Below are 18983 nucleotides of genomic sequence, written 5' to 3'. Positions count from 1 at the left end.
ACCAACTCCTGAGCTCTGTATGCTACACCTGCAAAATTATATTAATGGCGCGCTGGCGGCTCCGGCAGGCGGCCGCTACTTGCCCAACGTGGAGCCCGCCACCGGCCGCGTGTTCAGCCACATTCCCGATTCGGATGCTCAGGACGTGGCCCGGGCCGTGCAGGCCGCCGAAGCCGCCCTGCCCGCTTGGCGCCGCTTGCCGGCCGAGGAGCGCGGCCGGCTGCTGGTGCGCATCAGCGAGCTGATCGAGCGCGACCTGGAGCGGCTGGCCCAGGCCGAAAGCCAGGACAACGGCAAGCCGGTGAGTTTGGCGCGTGTGGTCGACATTCCGCGGGCGGCCAGCAACTTTGCCTTCTTCGGCACGGCCGCCCAGCACTTTGCCTCCGAAACGCACTTTCAGGAGGGCGTGGCGCTGAACTATACCGTGCGCCACCCGCTGGGCGTGGTCGGCTGCATCTCGCCCTGGAACCTGCCGCTGTACCTCTTCACCTGGAAGATTGCGCCGGCGCTGGCGGCGGGCTGCTGCGTGGTGGCCAAGCCTTCGGAAATCACGCCCTACACGGCCTTTCTGCTGAGCGAGCTATGCATCGAAGCAGGGCTGCCGGCGGGGGTGCTCAACATCGTGCACGGCACCGGGCCGGGCGCGGGGCAGGCCATCATCGAGCACCCGGCCATCAAGGCCATCAGCTTCACGGGCGGCACCAAGACGGGCGAGCATATTGCCCGCACGGCCGCGCCCATGTTCAAGAAACTGTCGCTGGAGCTGGGTGGCAAGAACCCCAACCTCATCTTTGCCGACTGCGACCTGCAAGAGGCCGTACAGACCAGCCTGCGCAGCTCCTTCGCCAACCAGGGCCAGATCTGCCTGTGCGGCTCGCGCCTCTTCGTGGAGCGTCCGGTTTACGAGCAGTTCCGGGAGCAGTTTCTGGCCGGCGTGGCCCAGCTCACCGTGGGCGACCCGCAGGACGCCGGCAGCCGGCAGGGCGCGCTGGTGAGCGAGGCTCATTTACAGAAAGTCCTGGGCTACATAGCGCTGGCTCACGAGGAAGGCGGCCGGCTGCTGGCCGGCGGGCAGCGGGTGCAGCTGCCGGGCCGCTGCGCCGAGGGCTATTTCCTGCAGCCCACGGTGTTCGAAGGCCTGGCGCCCGACTGCCGCGTCAACCGCGAGGAAATCTTTGGGCCGGTCGTCACGCTCACGCCCTTCGACACCGAGGAGGAAGTGCTGGCCTGGGCCAACGGCACCGAGTACGGCCTGGCTGCCACCATCTGGACGCGCGACCTGCACCGGGCCCACCGCGTGGCCCACGAGCTGCAGTCGGGCATCGTGTGGGTGAATACCTGGCTGCACCGCGACCTGCGCACGCCCTTCGGCGGCATGAAAAGCTCGGGCGTGGGGCGCGAGGGCGGGCTGGAGGCGCTGCGCTTCTTCACCGAGCCGCAAAGCATTACGGTGAAGCTGTGAGCGGCCCTGTGCCACTGGCAACCGAGCATAGTTGGAAGCATTTCTGGCTGAGCGCGGGGGCCGTGGTGGGCGGTACGCTTCTGTGGCAGGCGCTGCTATTTGTGGCCGCCATTGAAGTAAGTACCAATCACCTGCTGAGCACCCATACCCGTCACCAGACCTTGCTGGCCACCGGGCTGGTTCTCGGCGGCGAAGTGCTGAACCTAGTGGCGCTGGCTCGGCTGATTCGTCACCCCAAACCATCGGTGGTCAACGGCGCTTGGACGGGAGTGGCAGTACTTGCGCTTTTGCTCGGGCTGCTGCTCTACCTCATCAATGCGCTGCGGGATTATGCCCAGGCGCTGCGGGACTGATAACAGGTCAGTCTGTAGCTAACGGCCGGCGCAGCTCCAGCACCCGAAACTCCCCTACCCGCTTGATTTCGCGGCCCAGGTACGGCCGCACCCGTGCGTTGCCGAGCGCGGTGGAGTCGTTGGTGTAGAGGTAGCGGGCGCCGTTGCGCACGGCGCTGTCGAGCAGGGTGCTGCCGTCGGGCTTGGCATTCCATAGGTCCTCAGGGGCGCCGAAGCCGAAGCCCTTTTTGTGCAGGAAGTAGAAGTACTTGCAGCCGGATATATCGGGGCCGACGAGGCAGAGTGCGTCGTTGGGCACGGCGGTTTCCAGGGCGGCGCGGGATTCGGGGTAGTACAGCTCGGCCGGTATTTCGCGCGGGCCGCCGCCCCAGCGGCTGGGAATCACCCGGATGGCGGCGGCCACGGGCTGCAGCCCCAGCAGCAATGCCAGCCAGAGGGCGCCCCGGTGCCGGGGCTGCAGCCAGGCGGCGCCCAAGGCCACCGTCAGCATCAGCAGCGGCAGGTAGGGCAGCATGTAGTACTGGTGCACGTCCATCTGGCTCAGCTCGATCAGGTGATAGGCCAGCAGCACCACCGCCCAGGCCAGCATCGGCAGAAACCAGAACCGCCGGACGTAGCCCGCGCGCACCAGAGCCACCAAGCCCACCACCAGCAGCACGAAGCCGGGAAAGCCGACGAGCAGTTCCGGCAAATCGGAAAGCAGGTTTTCGCGCAGGATGCGCACGGCGGTGCTTAGGCTGTCGGCCGGGCGCAGCTCCAGCCCGAAATCAGCTAAGCCCGATTCCTTGATCAGTCGCACGGCACGGGCGTACCAGGCCAGCGGCACTCCTACGGCCACGGCCGCGAAAAGCCCCAGCGCGGGCAGGCGCCGCCACGGCAGGCGGCGCAGCCACAGGTCGCGCAGGATGAGCACGGCAATGGGCGCGCCGATGGCCAGGTATTGCAGCTTGGTGAGGCCGGCCAGCGTGGTCAGCAGCAGGGCCAGCGCGTAGCTACCGGGGTGAGCGTCTTCAGCTTGGTACCAACGCAGGAAGTAGTACAGCCCGCCGATGGAGGCCGAGAGGGCCAGCACGTCGGGCAGGGCGTTGATGCTGTGGTAGAACAACTCGGGGCTCCAGGCCAGGGCCCAGGTGCCCACCGCCGCTGCCCAGCCCGAGCCGCTCAGCCGTCGGGCCAGGGCGTAGAAGGTGGCCAGCCCAGCGGCGAAAATCAGCCAGTTGACCACCCGCGGAATGCTCTCGTGGAAGCCCAGCACCTGGTAGCCAGCGGCCACGGCCCACTCGTAGGCCGGGAATTGCATCCCCGTCACGCCATCGGAGGCGCCGCGCCGGTCTACGCGGGGGCGCAGGGGGTTCATGCCCTCCTCGTAGAGGTTGCGGGCCACGGCCATGGTGTTGCACTGCCGCCAGGAGTGCGCGCCCTTGGGTGGCAGGCCGAAAAACGGCAGGTGCACCAGGAAATTCAGCCCCAGCAGCACGGGCCAGAACCAGCGCGGCACCGTGCGCGTGGCCAGAAAAGACAAGTTCATACCCGGGATAAGCGGCCACAGCTGATGGCCGCGCCGCCGCAAAGGTAGCGCCCCCACTCCCGAATCGGGGCGGGCCATGAGCCCGGGCGGTTAGCGCAGCTCCTGCAGCCGCTGCTCGATGTCGGCGAGGCTGACTTCGCGGAATTCCAGCGGCGCGGCCGTGTCGCCGGGGGCCAGGGACTGCACGGCCAGAAAGGCGTTGCCGCCCTCGTAGCGCAGGCCCACCAGCACCGCCCGCTGCTGGGTGGGCAGGCCCTGGAAAGCGTAACCCGCGGCCTGCGGCTGCCCGGCCAGGATAACGCCGGCTTCGGGGTACACCAGGCGCACGACGGTGTGGTCATCGGCCTCGGTGGGCACCAGCAGCTGATTGCCGCCCTCGGTGTGCCAGCCGCGCAGGCAGCTCAGCCAGCCTAGCTCGGGGCTACGCAGCCAGTCGGCACCGGGCTCTGCCAGGGCCGCCAGCGGCTCGGGGTTGCTGCTGGCGCTGCTTTCGGCGGGCGTATCGAGGATGCTGCTGCCGGCGGTGGAGGACGCCTGGGCGTAGGCCGGGCCGCTTTCCGGAGCCACATCGTTGGGCAGGGCGGCCCAGTGCTGGCGGTCGGGGCTGTGGTAGAGCTGGCGGCCGGCGTGCAGCTCGGCGGGCAGGCTCAGCTCGATGGCGGCGCCGGGCGCCAGGTGCAGGGCCTGACCCTTGCTGGTCACGGCGCGCACCAGCACCATGCCGCCGGCCTGCATGGGCGTGCCGTCGGGGCCGGTGCTGACGTGGTCGGAGAGCAGCAGGTCCGCCAAAGCCAGGCACTCCTTCAGCTCCAGCCACACCGGTTCCTGCGCGGGCTGCTGGCGGGCGTCGAGCAGGGCGCCGGCGGGCAGGCGCACCGTTGTGCCCTCGCGGCCGCGCACTTCGGCGGGCTGGGTGGGGTCGATGCGAAAAAACTCGCTGGGCTTAAGCGTGAGGTCGAACAGGCGGGCCTCGGTGGGCAGCGCGGGCGCGGGCAGGCTGGCCGGGCGGCGCACGGCGGCGTAGCGAATCAGTGGGGCGCGCGGGTTGGTGCGCCGGGTGAGGCGGTGCCAGTCGCGGCGCGTGGCTATGGGAGCCTCGGCGGGCAGGGCAGTATCAGCGGCGGCTACCTCAGTGGCCGGGTTCGGCTTTTCGGTGCGAGCAGCAGTTTCGCGCTGGCAGGCGGCCGCGCCCAGCAGCAGTGCGCCCAGCAGCACAGGATTCAGTCGGGACGTGCGCATATCGACGAGGCTTTACGCAGAAACAGCGCCGCAGGAACGACGCGCCGCGCATTTTCTTACCCTTCCAACGCCAAAAGCCCGTCTTCCGACTGGCCACCGCCGGCCTTCCCGCGGGAAGGCGCAGCCACGAAGCTCAGACCGAAAAACGGGCTTTTTTCTGACTTATAACGTTTTAGCCGTCTTGCGGCGGCAAAAAACGCTCGATTCCGACGGCCATTAGCCGGACGGCAGCCGCCGTGCGGCCAGCCGGGCCTACAGGTTCTGCAGCAGGAAGTTGGTCATCTGCCGGAACAGGTGCAGGCGGGTGTTGCCGCCGTAGATGCCGTGGTTGCGGTTAGGATAATATAGCTGCTCGAAGTCCTTGTTGGCCTTCACCAGCGCGTCGGTAAAGGCCACCGAGTTCTGGAAGTGCACGTTGTCGTCGCCGGTGCCGTGCACCAGCAGGTACTTGCCCTTCAGCAGGTTGGCAAACTGCACCGGCGAGTTGTCGTCGTAGCCGGCGGCATTGTCCTGCGGAGTTTTCAGGTACCGCTCGCTGTAAATGGTGTCGTAGTAGCGCCAGTTCGTCACCGGGGCCACCGAAATACCGGCTTTGTAGAGGTCGGCGTTTTTGGTCATGGCCAGGGCCGCCAGGTAGCCGCCGTAGCTCCAGCCGAAGATGCCGATGCGGCCCTTATCGGCCCAGGGCTGGGCGCCGAGGTACTTCACGGCCTCGCCCTGGTCGATGGTTTCGAGCTTGCCCATCTGCGCGTAGGTGCACTTCTTGAACTCCGCGCCGCGCCCGCCGGTACCGCGGTTGTCCACGATGGCCACCACGTAGCCCTGCTGAGCCAGCATCTGGAACCAGGTGTAGTAGTCCACACTGTTCCACTTGTCGAGCACTTTCTGCGAGCCGGGCCCGCCGTAGAGGAAGGTCAGCACCGGGTATTTTTTGCCGGCTTCCATGGTGGCCGGCTTGATGGTGCAGCCGTTGAGCGTGACGCCCTCCGAGGTCTTGAACGAGAAGGTTTCCTGGGGCACGAAGCCGTACTCCTGCATGCGCTGCTTGAGCTTGGCGTTGTCTTCGAGCACTTTCACCAGCTTGCCGTCCTGCCCGTTGCGCAGGCTCACCGTCTGCGGCTCGTCGGCGGCCGAGTGGTAGTTGAGGTAGTAGCGGAAGTCGGGGCTCATGTTCACCACGTCGGTGCCGTTGCCGGCTTCGCCCAGGCGGGTTTTGTTTTTGCCCTTCAGGTCGACGCGGTAGAGGTGGCGCTGCAGCGGCGAGGCCTCGGCCGAGAGGTAGTAGGCCTGGCCCTTGGCTTCGTCCACGCCCACAAACTCCGACACTTCCCATGCGCCTTTGGTGAGCTGCTGCACCAGCTTGCCCTTCATGTCGAAGAGGTAGATGTGGCGGTACCCGTCGCGCTCCGACGTCACCACGAACTGCTTGCCGTTTTTCAGGTAACGCAAATCGTCGGTCACGTCCACGTAGGCCTTGTCGGTATCGGTCCACACCACGTCGGTTTTGCCGGTGGCGGTGTTGCCGTGCAGCAGCTCCAGCTTGTTCTGCAGGCGGTTGGTGCGCTGAATGCTCAGCAGGCCGGGCGTCTGCGTCCACATCAGCCGCGGAATGTACTGATCCGTCTCGCTGCCGATATCCATCTTGGTCGTGCGCTTGCCCTCCACGTCGTACACCGACACGGTCACGATGGAGTTCGGCTCGCCGGCCTTGGGGTACTTGTAGCGGTAGTCCTTGGGGTAGAGCGGGCCCCACTCCTGCAGGTTGTACTCGGGCACCCGGCTTTCATCGAAGCTGATGTAGGCCAGCTGTTTCGAGTCGGGCGACCATTTAAACGCCCGCGACACCTCGAACTCCTCCTCGTACACCCAGTCGCCGCCGCCGTGGATGAGCTTGTTGATCTGTCCGTCGGTGGTAATGGGCGTTTCCTGCATGGTCTGCAGGTCGACCACGTACATGTTGTTCTGGCGCATGAAGGCCACGCGGCGGCCGTCGGGCGAGAAGGTGGCGTAGCTCTGCTTGCCGCCGCTGCTCAGCGGCAGCAGCTTTTGGGCGGCGCGGTCGTACACGAAGTAGTTGGCGCGCGTCGAGCGGCGGTAGATGGGCTCGGTGGCGGTGCTGAAGAGCATTTTCTGCTCGTCGGCGTTGAACTCGTAGCCGTCCACGCTGATGGGCTGCTCGGCACCCGCGGGGCGCAGCTGCTGGCTGCTTACCAGCGTCTGGGTAGCCTGGCCGGTCGTCACGTCGTGCTGCACCACCTCGCCCTTGTCGAGGGCGGAATAGTAGCGGCCGTCGCGCATCCAGTTGAAGCCCTGCACCGAGCGGGCGGCGAAGGTGCCTTTCACCCACAGGTCTTCGAGGGTAATGTTTTGGCGCTGCTGAGCCACGGCGGGCGCGGCGGGCAGCAATACGGCCGCCGGGGCGGCGCTAAACAACAGGCCCGCAGCCAGGCCGAAGGTTTGAAACGTCTTGAACGGGTGGATCATGTAAGAAAACTCAGTGGCAGCGTTAAAGGTACTACACCGGCGGCAGCCGACGTTGGCTCCGGCGGGCGCGCCAACGTCGGCCGCGGGCGGCGCATGGTTGCGTGCTCGCGCATCCTGCGCTTTTCCCGACCTTTGCTTTTACCTATGCGTCTGCTTCGCCTTCTTCTGCTGCTGCTCCCCGTTGCCCTGTTCACCGCCGGCTGCGAGCAAGATACCAGCGCCCCGCTGCTCGACTTCATTTCCGACGGCACCTCGCTGACGGCCGACCGCACGGCCAACGCCGCCGACACCTTCCAGGTACGCGTGTTTGCCGAAGTCCGGGAAGGCGGGAGCGGCCTGCAGCGGCTGACCATCACCACGCAGGAGCGGTTCTACCGCAACCTCACCCAGGCCCGGTTTGCCGACTCCCTGCCCCTGGTGTATTTCGATACGGTCTTTGCCCAGCCCACCCCGCCCAAAACCTTCCTGTTTACCAACCGCTTCGGCGCCAGCACCAACGCCGGCCGCCAGGATTGGAAATACACCATCACCGACGTCGACGGCAACAAAGCCACCCGCGGCTACCGCATCGAGGTACGCCCGGCCGACTCCATCAATCCCCTGCATACCTACTCGGTGCGGCTGCAGGCCCCGCGCACCAATGCCAGCCGTGCCATCCTGGCGGCCGAGCGCGGCTTCGTGCTGCCCGCCTACGCCACCCACCACCCCGGCGAGCTGCCCGGCTACCAGGATTGGGCCGACCTGCTCTACGTGCCCACCGCCACGGGTGCCACCCTGGCTGCCCCCTCGGCCAGCACCGCGCTCAGCGCCCCGGTGCTGCGCGTCAGCCGGTGGCAGCGGCGCCGCGCCACCTTGCTGGGCGCCAGCACGCTCACGCTGGCCGAGTTCAACGCGATTACCACCGCCAGCGCCATTTCCAACGCCGTCACGGCCGCCAACGTCACCGCCGGAGCGGCCGTGCCCGTCGGGCTGAACAAAGCCGTGGCCTTTCGCACCGTCGAGGGCAACGAAGGCGTGCTCTTCGTCACAGCCCTGGGCACCACCGCCCCCGTCGATCTGGTAATGACCGTCAAAATCCTGCGCTGATCGAGTGTACCAGGTAGCCCCAAACGCCACGGGCGGCCCCGAACCGGAGCCGCCCGTGGCGTTTGGCCCGTTCGCCGCTGCTAGAACTGGTAACCCAGCGTGAAGGTGGTGGTGAAGCGGGTGGCGTTCATTTTCACTTCCGGCTGACTGCCATCGAGCAGGGTGTAAGGCGAGTATACGCGGTTGTAGGTGGTATACACGCCGGCCAAGTCGGCCGTGATGTTGCCCTGCCGGACGCCCAGGCCGCCGGTGTAGTAGGCCTGGCTGCGGTCGAAGCGGCTGTCCTGGAACGGGTCCCCGTAGTGGGCATAGCCGGCGCGCACCCGGAAGATGTTCAGCCGGGCTTCGGCGCCCACGCGCAGGTTCAGGGCCGAATTGTAGACCTGGCTGATGCGGCTGTTTTCCCCCCGGAACGAGTAATTGTCGCCGTTCTGCAGGTCGGGGGCGTTGCGGAAGCGGGCCTGGCGGTAGTCCACCAGCTCCGCATCGGCCGACACGAACCCGTACTTGCCCAGAATAAACGACGCGCCGCCGTTCAGGCGCCAGGGCGAGGTCATGCGGTAAGCCAGCTTCAGCTCCTGGGTGTTGGCGCTGGCCGACGAAATCAGCGTCCCGTCAACGCTCACCGGCTGCCGGAACTGCGTGTTCAGCGACGAGTTGTAGGTATCGTCGAACTGAAAGCTGGTGGGCGTCTGGGCCGAAAGGCCCACGCGCAGCCAATCCAGCGGGCGGTAAATCAGGCCCAGCCGGGCGTTGTAGCCGGTGCCGCGGGTGCGCAGCTCGTCGCGGAAGGTCAGGCTGCCAAACGAGCTGGTGCCGGTGGTGGCGTCGTTGGTTTCACGCAGCTCGCTGGTCGAGTTGAAACGGGTGCCCACGATGCCGATGGCGCCCCCGATGTAGAGCCGGTCGCGGTAGCTGGCGCCGTAGCCGATGTCGAACTGGGTTTGCGAACCGGTGGTCAGCACCGTTTCCTCCTGCGTCACGCTGGTGCGCTGCAGCGACGCGGGCGTCGTCACCACCTCGTTGCCGCTGCCCGCCGGCACCTCGTCGTAGTTGGTGAGATAGTTGCCGTAGGCCAGCCCGTCGAGCCCCGAGTAGTTGCCGGTGATAAACTCCTCGTCCAGCTGCTTGCGCAGCCCCGCCACCGACTGCCCCGACTCCAGCCGCGGCTCGCGCAGGCGCTGAAACAGCGAGCGGGCATCGGGCACGGTGCTGCGGTACGAGAAGCTGGTATTGAAATCGTTTACGCGGGTAAAGCCGAAGGCCAGCGTGCCGCCGCGCCAGTCATCGTTGTCGCTGTCGGGCCGGCGCGAGGCGAAGGCGGCGGCCAGGCTGCCCACGTGCAGGCTGTTGCGCGAGTCCTTCAGCGAGGCAGAGCCGGCCACGTTGCCGGCGCGGGCTTCGGCGTTGCCCAGCCCGAAGCCGGGCGAAAAGCTCACCTCGGAGCGTTGGAACAGGCCCAGCCCGGCGGGGTTGCTGCTGAGCGTGCCAAGGTCGGCGCCCACCGCCACGCTGGCCCCGCCGATGCCGAGGGTGCGCGCCGTGCCCCCGAACTGCAGCCGCGAGTAGCGCAGCGCATCGTCTTCGTTTTGGGCAAAAAGGGGACTGGCCAAGCCCAGCAGGGCCAGCCCCAACACATATTGTTTCATAGCCTAGGAGAAGGGAAAACGGCGAATCACCGTCGGAAACTCAAGAAATTGGCGGCTTAGCGTACCCGCCCGCGGCCACCACCGCTGCTGCTGCCCCCACTGCTGCTCCCGCTATTGCTGTTGCCGCCCCCGTCGTAGGAGCGCGTGGGCTGGTCGTAGGAGCGCGTCGGGGTCGGCATCGACTCGTAGGCCCGCTCGCGACGGATCGGCTCCGCCTGGCGCTGGGGCTGGCTGCCGTAGTCCACCTTTTCGCGGCGGCGCTGGGGCTGGTATACCTGCTGGGCATCCCCCGATTGGGGCGCGGCCTGGCTCGGCTGGCCGGCTTCGCCGAAGCGGCTGCGGCCGCGCTGGTAGCGCGTCTGCTGCTCCGGCATATCGACGGCGCTCTGCGGCTTCTCCGCGTCAACCGCGTTGGGCTGCAGGCCCACGCTGCCGGCTTCCTGGATGCGGTACAGACGGCCCCGGCCCGGCTGCGCCTGCCCGGCCGATACCTGGCCCGGCTGGGCCGCCGCTTCTTCTACGCGGCCGCGGTAACGCCCCGGGCTGGCCGCGGCGCCGTTGGCGGCCCGCCCGCCGGTAGCCTCCGCTACCCGGGGGCGTCCGCCGCCGCTGGCCCCGGCCCCGACCACTTCCACCGAGCGGCCGTTGCGGTGTCCCACGCGGTAGTTCACCGCGCGGCTCCCGCCGCGGTACCCATCCCAATACCCGTAGTTGCCGTAGTAACCGCCGCCGTAAGCGCCGGAGTAAAAGCCGTCCCAGTAGCCGCGGTTGTAGCCGCCCCAGCCGCCGTAGCCCCAGGGCCGGCCGAAGCCGCCGCCGTACGGGCCCCAGGGCCCCCAGCCGCCCATGCCCCAGCCGATGTTGATGCTCAGGCCCGCGCCGCCGTACCAGCTCGGCCCCCAGAAGGGGTCGTACCAGGGCGAGTAGCTGTAGCCGTAGCCGTAGGGGCTGTAGAAGAACGGGTCGTTGTAGACGAAGGTGGGCCGGTACCAGTACGGGTCGGCGTAGCTCAGGCTGTAGCCCATGCCCAGGCCGTTGTAGCGGCGGTTGCGCGCGTAGTACCCGTAGTCGAAGTCCTCGTCGTAGTATTCATCCGAGCCGGTGCCGCGCGCCTGGCTGCCGCCGTTCTGGTAGTCGGGGTTGGCTACGGCGTTGGGGTCGTCGGTAGCGGCATAATCGGCTGATTGATCGACCGATGCCACCGGCGCCACCTCGGTGGTGCGGTCCTTGGAAGAATAATACACGCCATCGGGCTCGGTCGTGGTGAGGCCGTTGGAGGTTGCGCAGCCGCCGAGCGTGAGCAGGGCCAGAGCAGGCAACAGGTGGGTGGGAATATGTTTCATGGCTGGGTGCGCGAAGAAGGTACGGCCGCTGTTGATAAGAACGAGTATTGGCCAGAGCTTGTTCAGCCTCACTTGGTTGGCTGCGGGCGGAATGCTCCGGTTTAATAACGTACTTTGGGGCCCGATCAGTGCCCGGGCAAGGCTAGGCAAATCCTGTACCAAGCTCGGGAACTTTTTCCTTTTTCCAAGAGACCCTCCCATGAGCAAACAGTTGCCGAAGCGCAGCGAGGATTATTCCCTGTGGTACAACGAGTTAGTTAAGCGCGCCGGGCTGGCCGAAAACTCCGCCGTGCGCGGCTGCATGGTCATCAAGCCCTACGGCTACGCCATCTGGGAAAAGATGCAGCGGACGCTGGACGACATGTTCAAGCGCACCGGCCACCAGAATGCCTACTTCCCGCTCTTCGTGCCCAAAAGCCTGTTTGAAGCCGAAGAGAAGAACGCCGAAGGCTTCGCTAAGGAGTGCGCCGTGGTGACGCACTACCGCCTGCAGACCGACCCCGACAAGCCCGGCAAGCTGCGCGTGGACCCCAACGCCAAGCTGGAAGAAGAGCTGGTGGTGCGCCCCACCTCGGAGGCCATCATCTGGAGCACCTACAAAGGCTGGATTCAGAGCTACCGCGACCTGCCGCTGCTTATCAACCAGTGGGCCAACGTGGTGCGCTGGGAAATGCGCACCCGCCTGTTCCTGCGCACGGCCGAGTTCCTCTGGCAGGAAGGCCACACCGCCCACGCCACCGACTCGGAAGCCCTGGCCGAAACCCGGCAGATGCTCGACGTGTACGCCGAGTTTGCCGAAGAGCACCTCGCGCTGCCGGTGGTGAAGGGCGTCAAGACCGAGAACGAGCGGTTTGCCGGCGCCGTCGAGACGTACTGCATCGAAGGGATGATGCAGGACGGCAAGGCCCTGCAGGCCGGCACCTCGCACTTCCTGGGCCAGAACTTCGCCAAGGCCTTCGACGTGCAATTCACCAACAAGGAAGGCCAGCTGGAGCACGTGTGGGGCACCAGCTGGGGCGTGAGCACCCGCCTGATGGGCGCCCTCGTCATGGCCCACTCCGACGACGAAGGCCTGGTGCTGCCGCCCAAGCTGGCCCCGATTCAGGTGGTCATCGTGCCGATTTACAAAACCGGCCAGCTCGACGAGCTGCTGGAGCGCATCCGTCCCATTCAGATGGGCCTGATTGCGCGCGGCATTTCGGTGAAGATTGACGACCGCGACACCGAGCGCCCCGGCTTCAAGTTTGCCGAGTGGGAGCTGAAGGGCGTACCCGTGCGCCTGGCCATCGGGGCCCGCGACCTGGACAACGGCACCATCGAAGTGGCCCGCCGCGACACCAAGCAGAAGCTGAACCTGCCGCTGGCCGACATCGTGCAGAGCATCGACGAGCTGCTGCAGGACATTCAGAAGAACATCTACCAGAAGGCCCTGGACTTCCGCGAGTCGCACACCACCCGCGTCGACTCGTACGAGGAGTTCAAGCAGGTGCTCGACGAGAAGGGCGGCTTCGTGGTGGCCCACTGGGACGGCACCGGCGAGACGGAGGAGCGCATCAAGGAGGAAACCAAGGCGACCATCCGCTGCGTGGCCCTGAACGAGCCCGACGAGGACGGCGTCTGCATCCTGACGGGCAAGCCCTCGAAGCGCCGCGTGTACTTCGCCCGGGCGTACTAGGACCACGGATTGGCTGCCCCGACCGGCGGTTCGGATTCTGCAGATTTTGTGGACGATTGTCCATCTACCACAAACGCCCCGCTACCATGCTGGTAGCGGGGCGTTTGTCTTTGCATACGCTTGATTATTGCGCCGCTTGGATGGCCTGGGCCAGCTCTTCGTCCGGCAGGTTGGCGAACCAGTCTTTGGGCAGCTCCAGGCGCACCGTCTGGGCGCCGCCGCTGGGCGTGCACACGACCGGCACGTTGCCTTCGTCGGTTTCGCTTTTAGCTACTGCTTCTTTGGTGGCGGCGCTTTCCACGGCGGCGTAGGCCTGGGCGCAGGTCCAGGTGGTATTGTGCTTGTCGGTTACTTCGCGTTGCTTCATCATGGCCGCTGATACGTAGCCGGCGGCCGAAAGTCAGCCGCGGGCCGGTACTTACACGGCCAGCACCGGCGCGCTGGCCTGGGCCAGCTGCGCTACGCGCTGGGCCTGCTGCAGGTGCCGCTCCTCGTGGCGCACCACGAATTCCAGCGTTTCGCCGGTGCGCAGCTTCAGCAGACGGAAGAACTCCACCGGCACGGCCCGCCGGTTCAGGTCGGTGGCGCGGGCGGCGGTGAGCAGGTGCAGCAGCTCGGCCTGGTGCCCGAGGAACTCGGTGAGCACGGCGCGGCTGAGCTGGCTGCCCGCCGGGTTCATGTGCTTCACGGTCTTGTGCTGCTGGCCGTTGTCGGGGCGCACGATGTCCAGGGACTTGCGGCCCAGCCAGCTGTAGCGCACGTCGTCGGCCGAGGCGCCGGGCTTGGCCAGGGCCTTGGTCAGGGCCGGGTGGTAGTAGCGGCAGTAGCGGTTCAGGTGCTCCAGGCATTCGAGCACGCTCCAGCTGTCGGGGCGGGGCTTGAAGTTCAGCACCGCGTCGGGCAGCGGGGTCAGCTCGGTTTCGACGGTGGCCCGCAGCTGGCGGACGGTGGCGTGCAGGGCTTGGAGGAAGGCGGTGGGTTGCATAAGCTGTTTTCAGAAGTGGTTGACGAACAGCTCAAAGGTCGGCACCGGCCGGCCCTGGCTCCCTTGATTACGCTCAAGATTTTACGGCGCCCAGGCGGCTGAGCGTCTCGGGCGTCATGCGCAGGTAGGCGGCAATGTGGCGCTTGGGAATCAGCTGAAACAGGTGCGGGCTGCGCTTGAGCACCCGTTCCAGGCGCTGCTGCGGCTCGGGCAGCAAGAGGTCAATCTGCCGCTCGATCAGGCCCAGCACCGCCCGCTCCATTTCCAGCCGCCAGAACCGGCCGAAGTTCGGGTTCTGCTCCACCAGCCGCATCCAATCGGCGCGGCTGATGGCCAGCAGCTCGCACTGCTGCAGGGCCTGCACGCAGAACTCCGACGGCTGGCCCGACAGAAACGAGGGCACGCTCGTCACCATGGTGCCGGGGTAGGCAAAACCGGTGTAGGCATCTTCCTCGGGCAGCGGCATGTAGATGCGCATGGTGCCCTTCAGCATGAAATACAGGTGGTTTTCCACTTGCCCGAACTGGCTCAGAAACTCGCCCCGGCGCAGGGTGCCCCGGCGCGTCCACAGCGGCAGCAGCTCGTCGATGTCGGCCGCGGTAAGCTGCGGAATCTTGCGCATCAGCTCGGCCAGCATCCGCAGGTCGGGGTTGGCGCCGCTGGGCTGCTCAATGTGGCGGAAAGTGGGCATGACGGTGGACTTGGTGGCAGACCGAAATGTAGCGCGAAGCGCCGGTTCACACCCAAGCAAAACGGCCGGCCCCAGGGAGGAGCCGGCCGCTGCCGTTGGTTTTGGCGGCCCGAAAGCCAGCCGCACGAGTGTTATTTCTTGGTAATCACGAATTCCACCCGGCGGTTGAGCTTGCGGGTTTCTTCCTGGTCGTTCGGGGCAATGGGCTTGGTGTCGCCGAAGCCCTGGGCGCGGATGCGGGTGCCGGCAATGCCCTTGCTCACCAGGTACTTCTTCACCTCGTTCACGCGGTCGTTGCTCAGCTTCAGGTTCAGGGCCGGGTCGCCCTGGTTGTCGGTGTGGCCCTGCAGCTCGATTTCCACCTGCGGGTAGTTTTTCAGAATAGCCACCAGGCGCTGCAGTTCGGGGTAGGAGTTTTCGCGCAGGAAGTACTTGCTCTGGGCGAAGAAGATGTTGTTCAGCTTGATCTTTTGGCCCACTTCGAAGGGAATCAGGTACAAATCCTGGGTTTCCTCCGAATACTTGTTGCGGTCCGTCACGTCCAGGTTCTGGTCCTCCGAGAGGTAGCCGGTGGCGTCGGCGCGGTAGCCGTAGTGGGCGCCGGTGGGCAGCACGATGGTGTAGGTGCCGTCGGTGGCGTTGGTTTCCACCACCCCGATTTCTTCGCCGGTAATCAGGTTTTCGTAGCGCACCGTGGCGGCCACGGGCTTCTTGGTGGCGGCATCGAGCACGCGGCCGCGCACCAGGGCCACGGCTTCGGGCTTGTTGTTGGAGGAGAGGCTGATGCGGAAAATGTCGCGCGAGCCGTCGGTGCCGTTGCGGTCCGACACCAGGTAGGCATCCTCGCCCGAGGCCGACAGCGAGAAGTAGGCGTCCATGGCCGGCGAGTTGATGGCGGGGCCCAGGTTGCGCGGCTTGGTCCAGTTGGTCCAGGTGTCGTCGAGGCGCTTGGCGTAGAAAATGTCGCCCTTGCCGTAGCCGGCCAGGCCCTCGGAGGCGAAGTACAGGGTCTTGCCATCAGGGGCCAGGAAGGGGGCAAACTCGGCGGCCTTGGTGTTGATGTTAGCGCCCAGGTTGACGGGCCGCGAGAACGAGCCGTCGGCCTGGCGCATGCTCACGTAGAGGTCCTGCTGGCCCTTACTGTCGCGGCGGTCCACGGCCATCAGCAGCTGCTTGCCCGAGGTGCTCAGGAAGAAGTCGACGTTGTCCGGGTCGTCGTTGTAAAAATCCTGGATGTTAATCTTTTCCGGCTGCGTCCAGCCCGTGGCCTTGCGCCGGGTGATGCTGGCGCCCTTGGGGTCGAGCGAGCCGTCGGGGTTGTACACGTTGATGAGCACCGCCGAGGAGCCGTCGGCCGATACCGAGGCCAGGCCGTTGGGCCCGGGCGAGTTGATGGGCGAGCCGGCGTTTTTGGCCTGCCCCCAGGTTTTGGCCTTGGGATTGGTCAGCGTCGAGTACCACACGTCCTGCCCGTCCTTGGCCCCGCCCACGTTCTGCGGCGAGCCTTGCCGGGCAAAGAACAGCGTGCGGCCGTCGGGCGCCACGATGGGGCGCACCTCCGTGAACTTGGTATTCACGTTGGGGCCCAGGTTCACCATGGCCGAGTCAAAGGAAATGGCGTTTTCCGTCGGCATGGCCTTGAAATCCTTCTTCACCATCACGTCGGTCACGTCGGCCACGCCGATGGCGTCGATCTGGTTGACGCCGTTGACCTTGGCCGTGTTCATCGTCACCACCACGCCGATGGTGCGGAACGTGCCCGCCCCGAAGGTGACCTGCAGGGTGCGAAACAGCTCGGGCAGCGGGCCGGGGCTGGGATTTTCGTACACCTGGTGCCGCTCGCCGCGGGTGTCCACCAGCTCGATGCGGATGATGGAGCCGGGGTTGAAGTTTTCGACCACCGTCACCTGCCGGGCTACCACCGACTTGGTGAACTTCACCTCGATAAACTCCTTGGCGCCCTCCTTTTTCGGAATCCAGGCTTCGTTGCTGATCTGCCCCAGCGGCAGGGCGTTGGGCTCACCCAGCACCTTTTCGGGCGAAAACGGCTCCTTGCCCTCGGCTTTCTGCGAGGACACTTCCACGACTTTGGCGGCCCATACCGCGTGCTGCGCTCGGGCCCCAACGCTGCATCCCACAACCAACCCCAATGACAAAACGAGAGAACGTACGCTCATACTAAAGACGGGCAAAAAACGGTGGACTGTGCCCCGGCAGTGGTAAGCCGCCCCGACGGGCGGCGGCATGGTTGAGTTCAGGAAAGACGGCTACCGGCGGTGGATAGTTTCGGCCGGCGGCAAATGCGGCCTTAAAAGTACGCATCCGGCGCAGGGTGCGCCACCACACAATAATGTGTCGGCCGCGGCCGAACCGGGGCAGCCGGTTGCGGGCCGCTGCTGAAAGTAGTAGTTTACAACGTATTTGCCACCCGCTCCGCCGCCTGCTATGCGCCGTTTTGTCTGCCGCCTCGCACTAGCCGCCGGCGTGGGCGGGGCCAGCCTGGCCGCCGCGCCGGCCGCCCGCGCCCAGCTGGTGCCCGACGGCGTGACCGACCCCACGCTGGTGACCATGACGCCGACCGACACCCTGGTGGGCGTGCGCCTGCACGCGCGGCGCATCGGCGTGAGCACCTACACCCAGCAGAGCGAGGCCTACGGCCGCTGGCACCTGGGCAAGCGCCAGACCCTGCTCTACCGCGCCCGCACCGACTGGGTGCTCGACTCGCGCGGCCGGCCGCCCTTCGTGCGCGAGGACTACCGCGCCGATGCGTTGCACCTCATCGGGCTGGGGCGCCATTGGCAGGTGGGCCAGCAGATGGTGTACGACTACAGCCACGCCAACCACATCCGCACCGTGACGTGGCTGGGCCGCGCCGGCGGGCAGTGGCGCCTGCGCCCCCGCTCCACCCCCGACTCCCTCTCGCAGCTGCGCGTGGCCCTGCTCGGCGGCCTCACCCACGACATGCGCAACGGCCGCCAGGACCTCGGCCCCACTTACGGCGCCGAGCTGACGGCCGTGGTACGCCCCCTGGCCGCCTGGCCCGAGCCGGTGGCCCTGCGCCTAGTGGCGCTGCAAACGCAGCTGGGGCCGCGCCGCTGGCAGCGCGCCCTGGCCGATGCGGTGTACCAGCGCGCCGTCGACGACAACAGTCTGGCCCTGCTGCGCCTGGGCTACCGCAACACCCGCACCGAGGACTACCTGCCCGCCAACGTGCAGCGCATTCAGAGCGACACCCTGGCCGCCCAGGTGCAGTGGACCTACCAGCTGCCCGGCCAGGCGTCCTTCCGCTCCGACAACTCCGTGCTGCTGCCCGCCCGCGCCTTCCGCTACCGCCGCCTGGGCCCGCTGGCCGACACGGTGCAGAACCTGGGCTACCGCCAGCACGAGTACGACACCCGCCAGGAGCTGCTGCTCACGCGCCGCAAGCTGCAGGCCCGCATCCAGTTCAGCTACCACGAGCGGGTGCGCGGCTACCACCTCGACAACAACCGCCTGCTCGCTCCGGCCCGCTTCGCCACGGCCGAGCAGCGCGAGAAAATCAAGGACATCAGCGAGAAAACCACCCAGTGGCAGGCCGAGCTGACCTGGCTGCTGCGGCCCCGCCACGCCCTCACGGCCGGCGGCAATGCCCAGCTGCTGCGCGTGGATACGCCCAGCCCCGAAAACTACCAGGACCGCGACGAGGCCAGCCACCAGCTGCGCCTGCGCCTGACCTCGCGCTGGCACCCCACCTTCCGCACTTCGCTGGGCCTCTGGGGCGAGTACCGCCAGCTCATCTTCATCAAGGCCCAGCAGAGCGCCGAAAACTACTCCGACCGCCTGCTGCACTGGGAGCCGGGCTTCGCCTGGGCGCCCGGCACCTTCAGCTGGCGCGGCAGCTACCACCTCTGGGTGAGCTACCAGGTGCGCGACCGGCCCGCCGAGCAGGCCCGCAACCGCGCCAGCCGGGTGCTGGAGCTGGAGCAGCACCTGCAGTGGGAGGTGCGCCCCCAGTGGCTGCTCACGCTCGACTACCAGCGCCGCGAAAACCGCATCGGGCAGCTGAACTGGCAGTCGTTCCGGGAAAGCCCCCTCGACACCACCATCCTGCACGACATGAGCCTGGGGTTGCGCCGGGGCTGGCGCGGCGTACGCGGCCAGAGCAGCCTGCGCGCCGGCTACCGCTTCCTGGAGCAGCGCAGCCACCAGCGCGCCGCCCTGCTGCCCGAAGGCGCCGGGGCCGCCGGCCTCATCTACCTGCGCACCCTCACCCGCCAGCACGGCCCCGAGCTGAGCTTCGAGCGCCGCGCCGGCTCGCTGGTGCTTACGACTTCATTGTGGCTGCAGCAGCTGCAGAACCTTTACCGCTACCGCCCCGGCCAGGGCACCTACATCGGCGGCAGCAGCTACACCGCCGAGGAGCTGGGCCGGCGCAGCTCCCGCCTGCTGCCCTACTTCGAGCTGCTGCTGGAATACCAGCTGCGGGGCCGGGCGCGCTGGGGCCGGTAG

14 protein-coding genes are annotated in these 18983 nt (G+C 66.9%); 5 read left to right on the top strand and 9 right to left on the bottom strand.

Features of this window, described 5'->3' with window-relative positions:
- The first annotated feature begins 19 nt into the window (after positions 1 to 19).
- Positions 20 to 1462 (top strand): aldehyde dehydrogenase, encoded by a 1443-nt coding sequence (locus tag DLM85_RS18295; RefSeq protein WP_111479612.1) that lies wholly within the window; start codon positions 20 to 22, stop codon positions 1460 to 1462.
- Complete coding sequence (locus DLM85_RS18290; protein WP_207891057.1) at positions 1459 to 1815, top strand: hypothetical protein; 357 nt, start codon at positions 1459 to 1461, stop codon at positions 1813 to 1815. Before DLM85_RS18295 ends, DLM85_RS18290 begins: the two co-directional genes overlap by 4 nt.
- A gap of 7 nt (positions 1816 to 1822) precedes the next feature.
- On the opposite strand, the gene DLM85_RS18285 is transcribed toward DLM85_RS18290, so the two are convergent.
- From DLM85_RS18285 to DLM85_RS18275, 3 genes are all read right to left on the bottom strand, one after another.
- Positions 1823 to 3343, bottom strand: a complete 1521-nt coding sequence (locus DLM85_RS18285) for an ArnT family glycosyltransferase (protein WP_165822194.1) — start codon at positions 3341 to 3343, stop codon at positions 1823 to 1825.
- 90 nt (positions 3344 to 3433) lie between these two features.
- Positions 3434 to 4582, bottom strand: coding sequence for a hypothetical protein (locus tag DLM85_RS18280; RefSeq protein ID WP_133257133.1), 1149 nt, complete (start codon positions 4580 to 4582; stop codon positions 3434 to 3436).
- Between the two features lie 252 nt (positions 4583 to 4834).
- Positions 4835 to 7066 carry a S9 family peptidase gene (locus tag DLM85_RS18275; RefSeq protein WP_111479608.1) on the bottom strand — a complete coding sequence of 744 codons (2232 nt, stop codon included), beginning with the start codon at positions 7064 to 7066 and terminating at the stop codon, positions 4835 to 4837.
- Positions 7067 to 7210: 144 nt separating this feature from the next.
- Between DLM85_RS18275 and DLM85_RS18270 the strand changes: the two genes are divergently transcribed.
- Positions 7211 to 8152, top strand: coding sequence for a hypothetical protein (locus DLM85_RS18270; RefSeq protein ID WP_111479607.1), 942 nt, complete (start codon positions 7211 to 7213; stop codon positions 8150 to 8152).
- A gap of 80 nt (positions 8153 to 8232) precedes the next feature.
- Here the strand turns inward: DLM85_RS18270 and DLM85_RS18265 are convergent, their stop codons facing one another.
- Together DLM85_RS18265 and DLM85_RS18260 are read right to left on the bottom strand one after the other, a co-directional pair.
- The gene (locus DLM85_RS18265; protein ID WP_133257132.1) at positions 8233 to 9801 is read right to left on the bottom strand and encodes an OmpP1/FadL family transporter; all 1569 of its coding nucleotides are present in this window, start codon (positions 9799 to 9801) and stop codon (positions 8233 to 8235) included.
- Positions 9802 to 9857: 56 nt separating this feature from the next.
- Positions 9858 to 11144 carry a hypothetical protein gene (locus tag DLM85_RS18260; protein ID WP_111479604.1) on the bottom strand — a complete coding sequence of 429 codons (1287 nt, stop codon included), beginning with the start codon at positions 11142 to 11144 and terminating at the stop codon, positions 9858 to 9860.
- A 199-nt stretch (positions 11145 to 11343) separates the two neighbouring features.
- Here DLM85_RS18260 and proS point away from each other — a divergent pair, with 199 nt between their 5' ends.
- On the top strand, positions 11344 to 12819 hold the full coding sequence (gene proS / locus DLM85_RS18255; RefSeq protein WP_111479603.1) for a proline--tRNA ligase: 1476 nt from the start codon (positions 11344 to 11346) through the stop codon (positions 12817 to 12819).
- Between the two features lie 124 nt (positions 12820 to 12943).
- Here proS and DLM85_RS18250 read toward each other — a convergent pair whose 3' ends face one another.
- From DLM85_RS18250 to DLM85_RS18235, 4 genes are all read right to left on the bottom strand, one after another.
- Entirely contained in the window at positions 12944 to 13189 is a 246-nt protein-coding gene (locus tag DLM85_RS18250) for a hypothetical protein (RefSeq protein WP_243636028.1), read from the bottom strand.
- Between the two features lie 48 nt (positions 13190 to 13237).
- A complete protein-coding gene (locus DLM85_RS18245; protein ID WP_111479601.1) occupies positions 13238 to 13804 on the bottom strand; it encodes a DinB family protein in 567 nt (188 codons plus the stop codon).
- A gap of 73 nt (positions 13805 to 13877) precedes the next feature.
- Positions 13878 to 14495 carry a Crp/Fnr family transcriptional regulator gene (locus DLM85_RS18240; protein WP_111479600.1) on the bottom strand — a complete coding sequence of 206 codons (618 nt, stop codon included), beginning with the start codon at positions 14493 to 14495 and terminating at the stop codon, positions 13878 to 13880.
- A gap of 131 nt (positions 14496 to 14626) precedes the next feature.
- Positions 14627 to 16579 carry an OmpA family protein gene (locus DLM85_RS18235; RefSeq protein ID WP_207891056.1) on the bottom strand — a complete coding sequence of 651 codons (1953 nt, stop codon included), beginning with the start codon at positions 16577 to 16579 and terminating at the stop codon, positions 14627 to 14629.
- 361 nt (positions 16580 to 16940) lie between these two features.
- Here DLM85_RS18235 and DLM85_RS18230 point away from each other — a divergent pair, with 361 nt between their 5' ends.
- Entirely contained in the window at positions 16941 to 18983 is a 2043-nt protein-coding gene (locus DLM85_RS18230; protein ID WP_133257131.1) for a TonB-dependent receptor, read from the top strand.

The sequence above is a fragment of the Hymenobacter edaphi genome, from assembly GCF_003258365.1.
Lineage (GTDB): Bacteria > Bacteroidota > Bacteroidia > Cytophagales > Hymenobacteraceae > Solirubrum > Solirubrum edaphi.
Note: the sequence above shows the minus strand (reverse complement) of the source record. Positions and strands in the feature narration are given on the sequence as shown.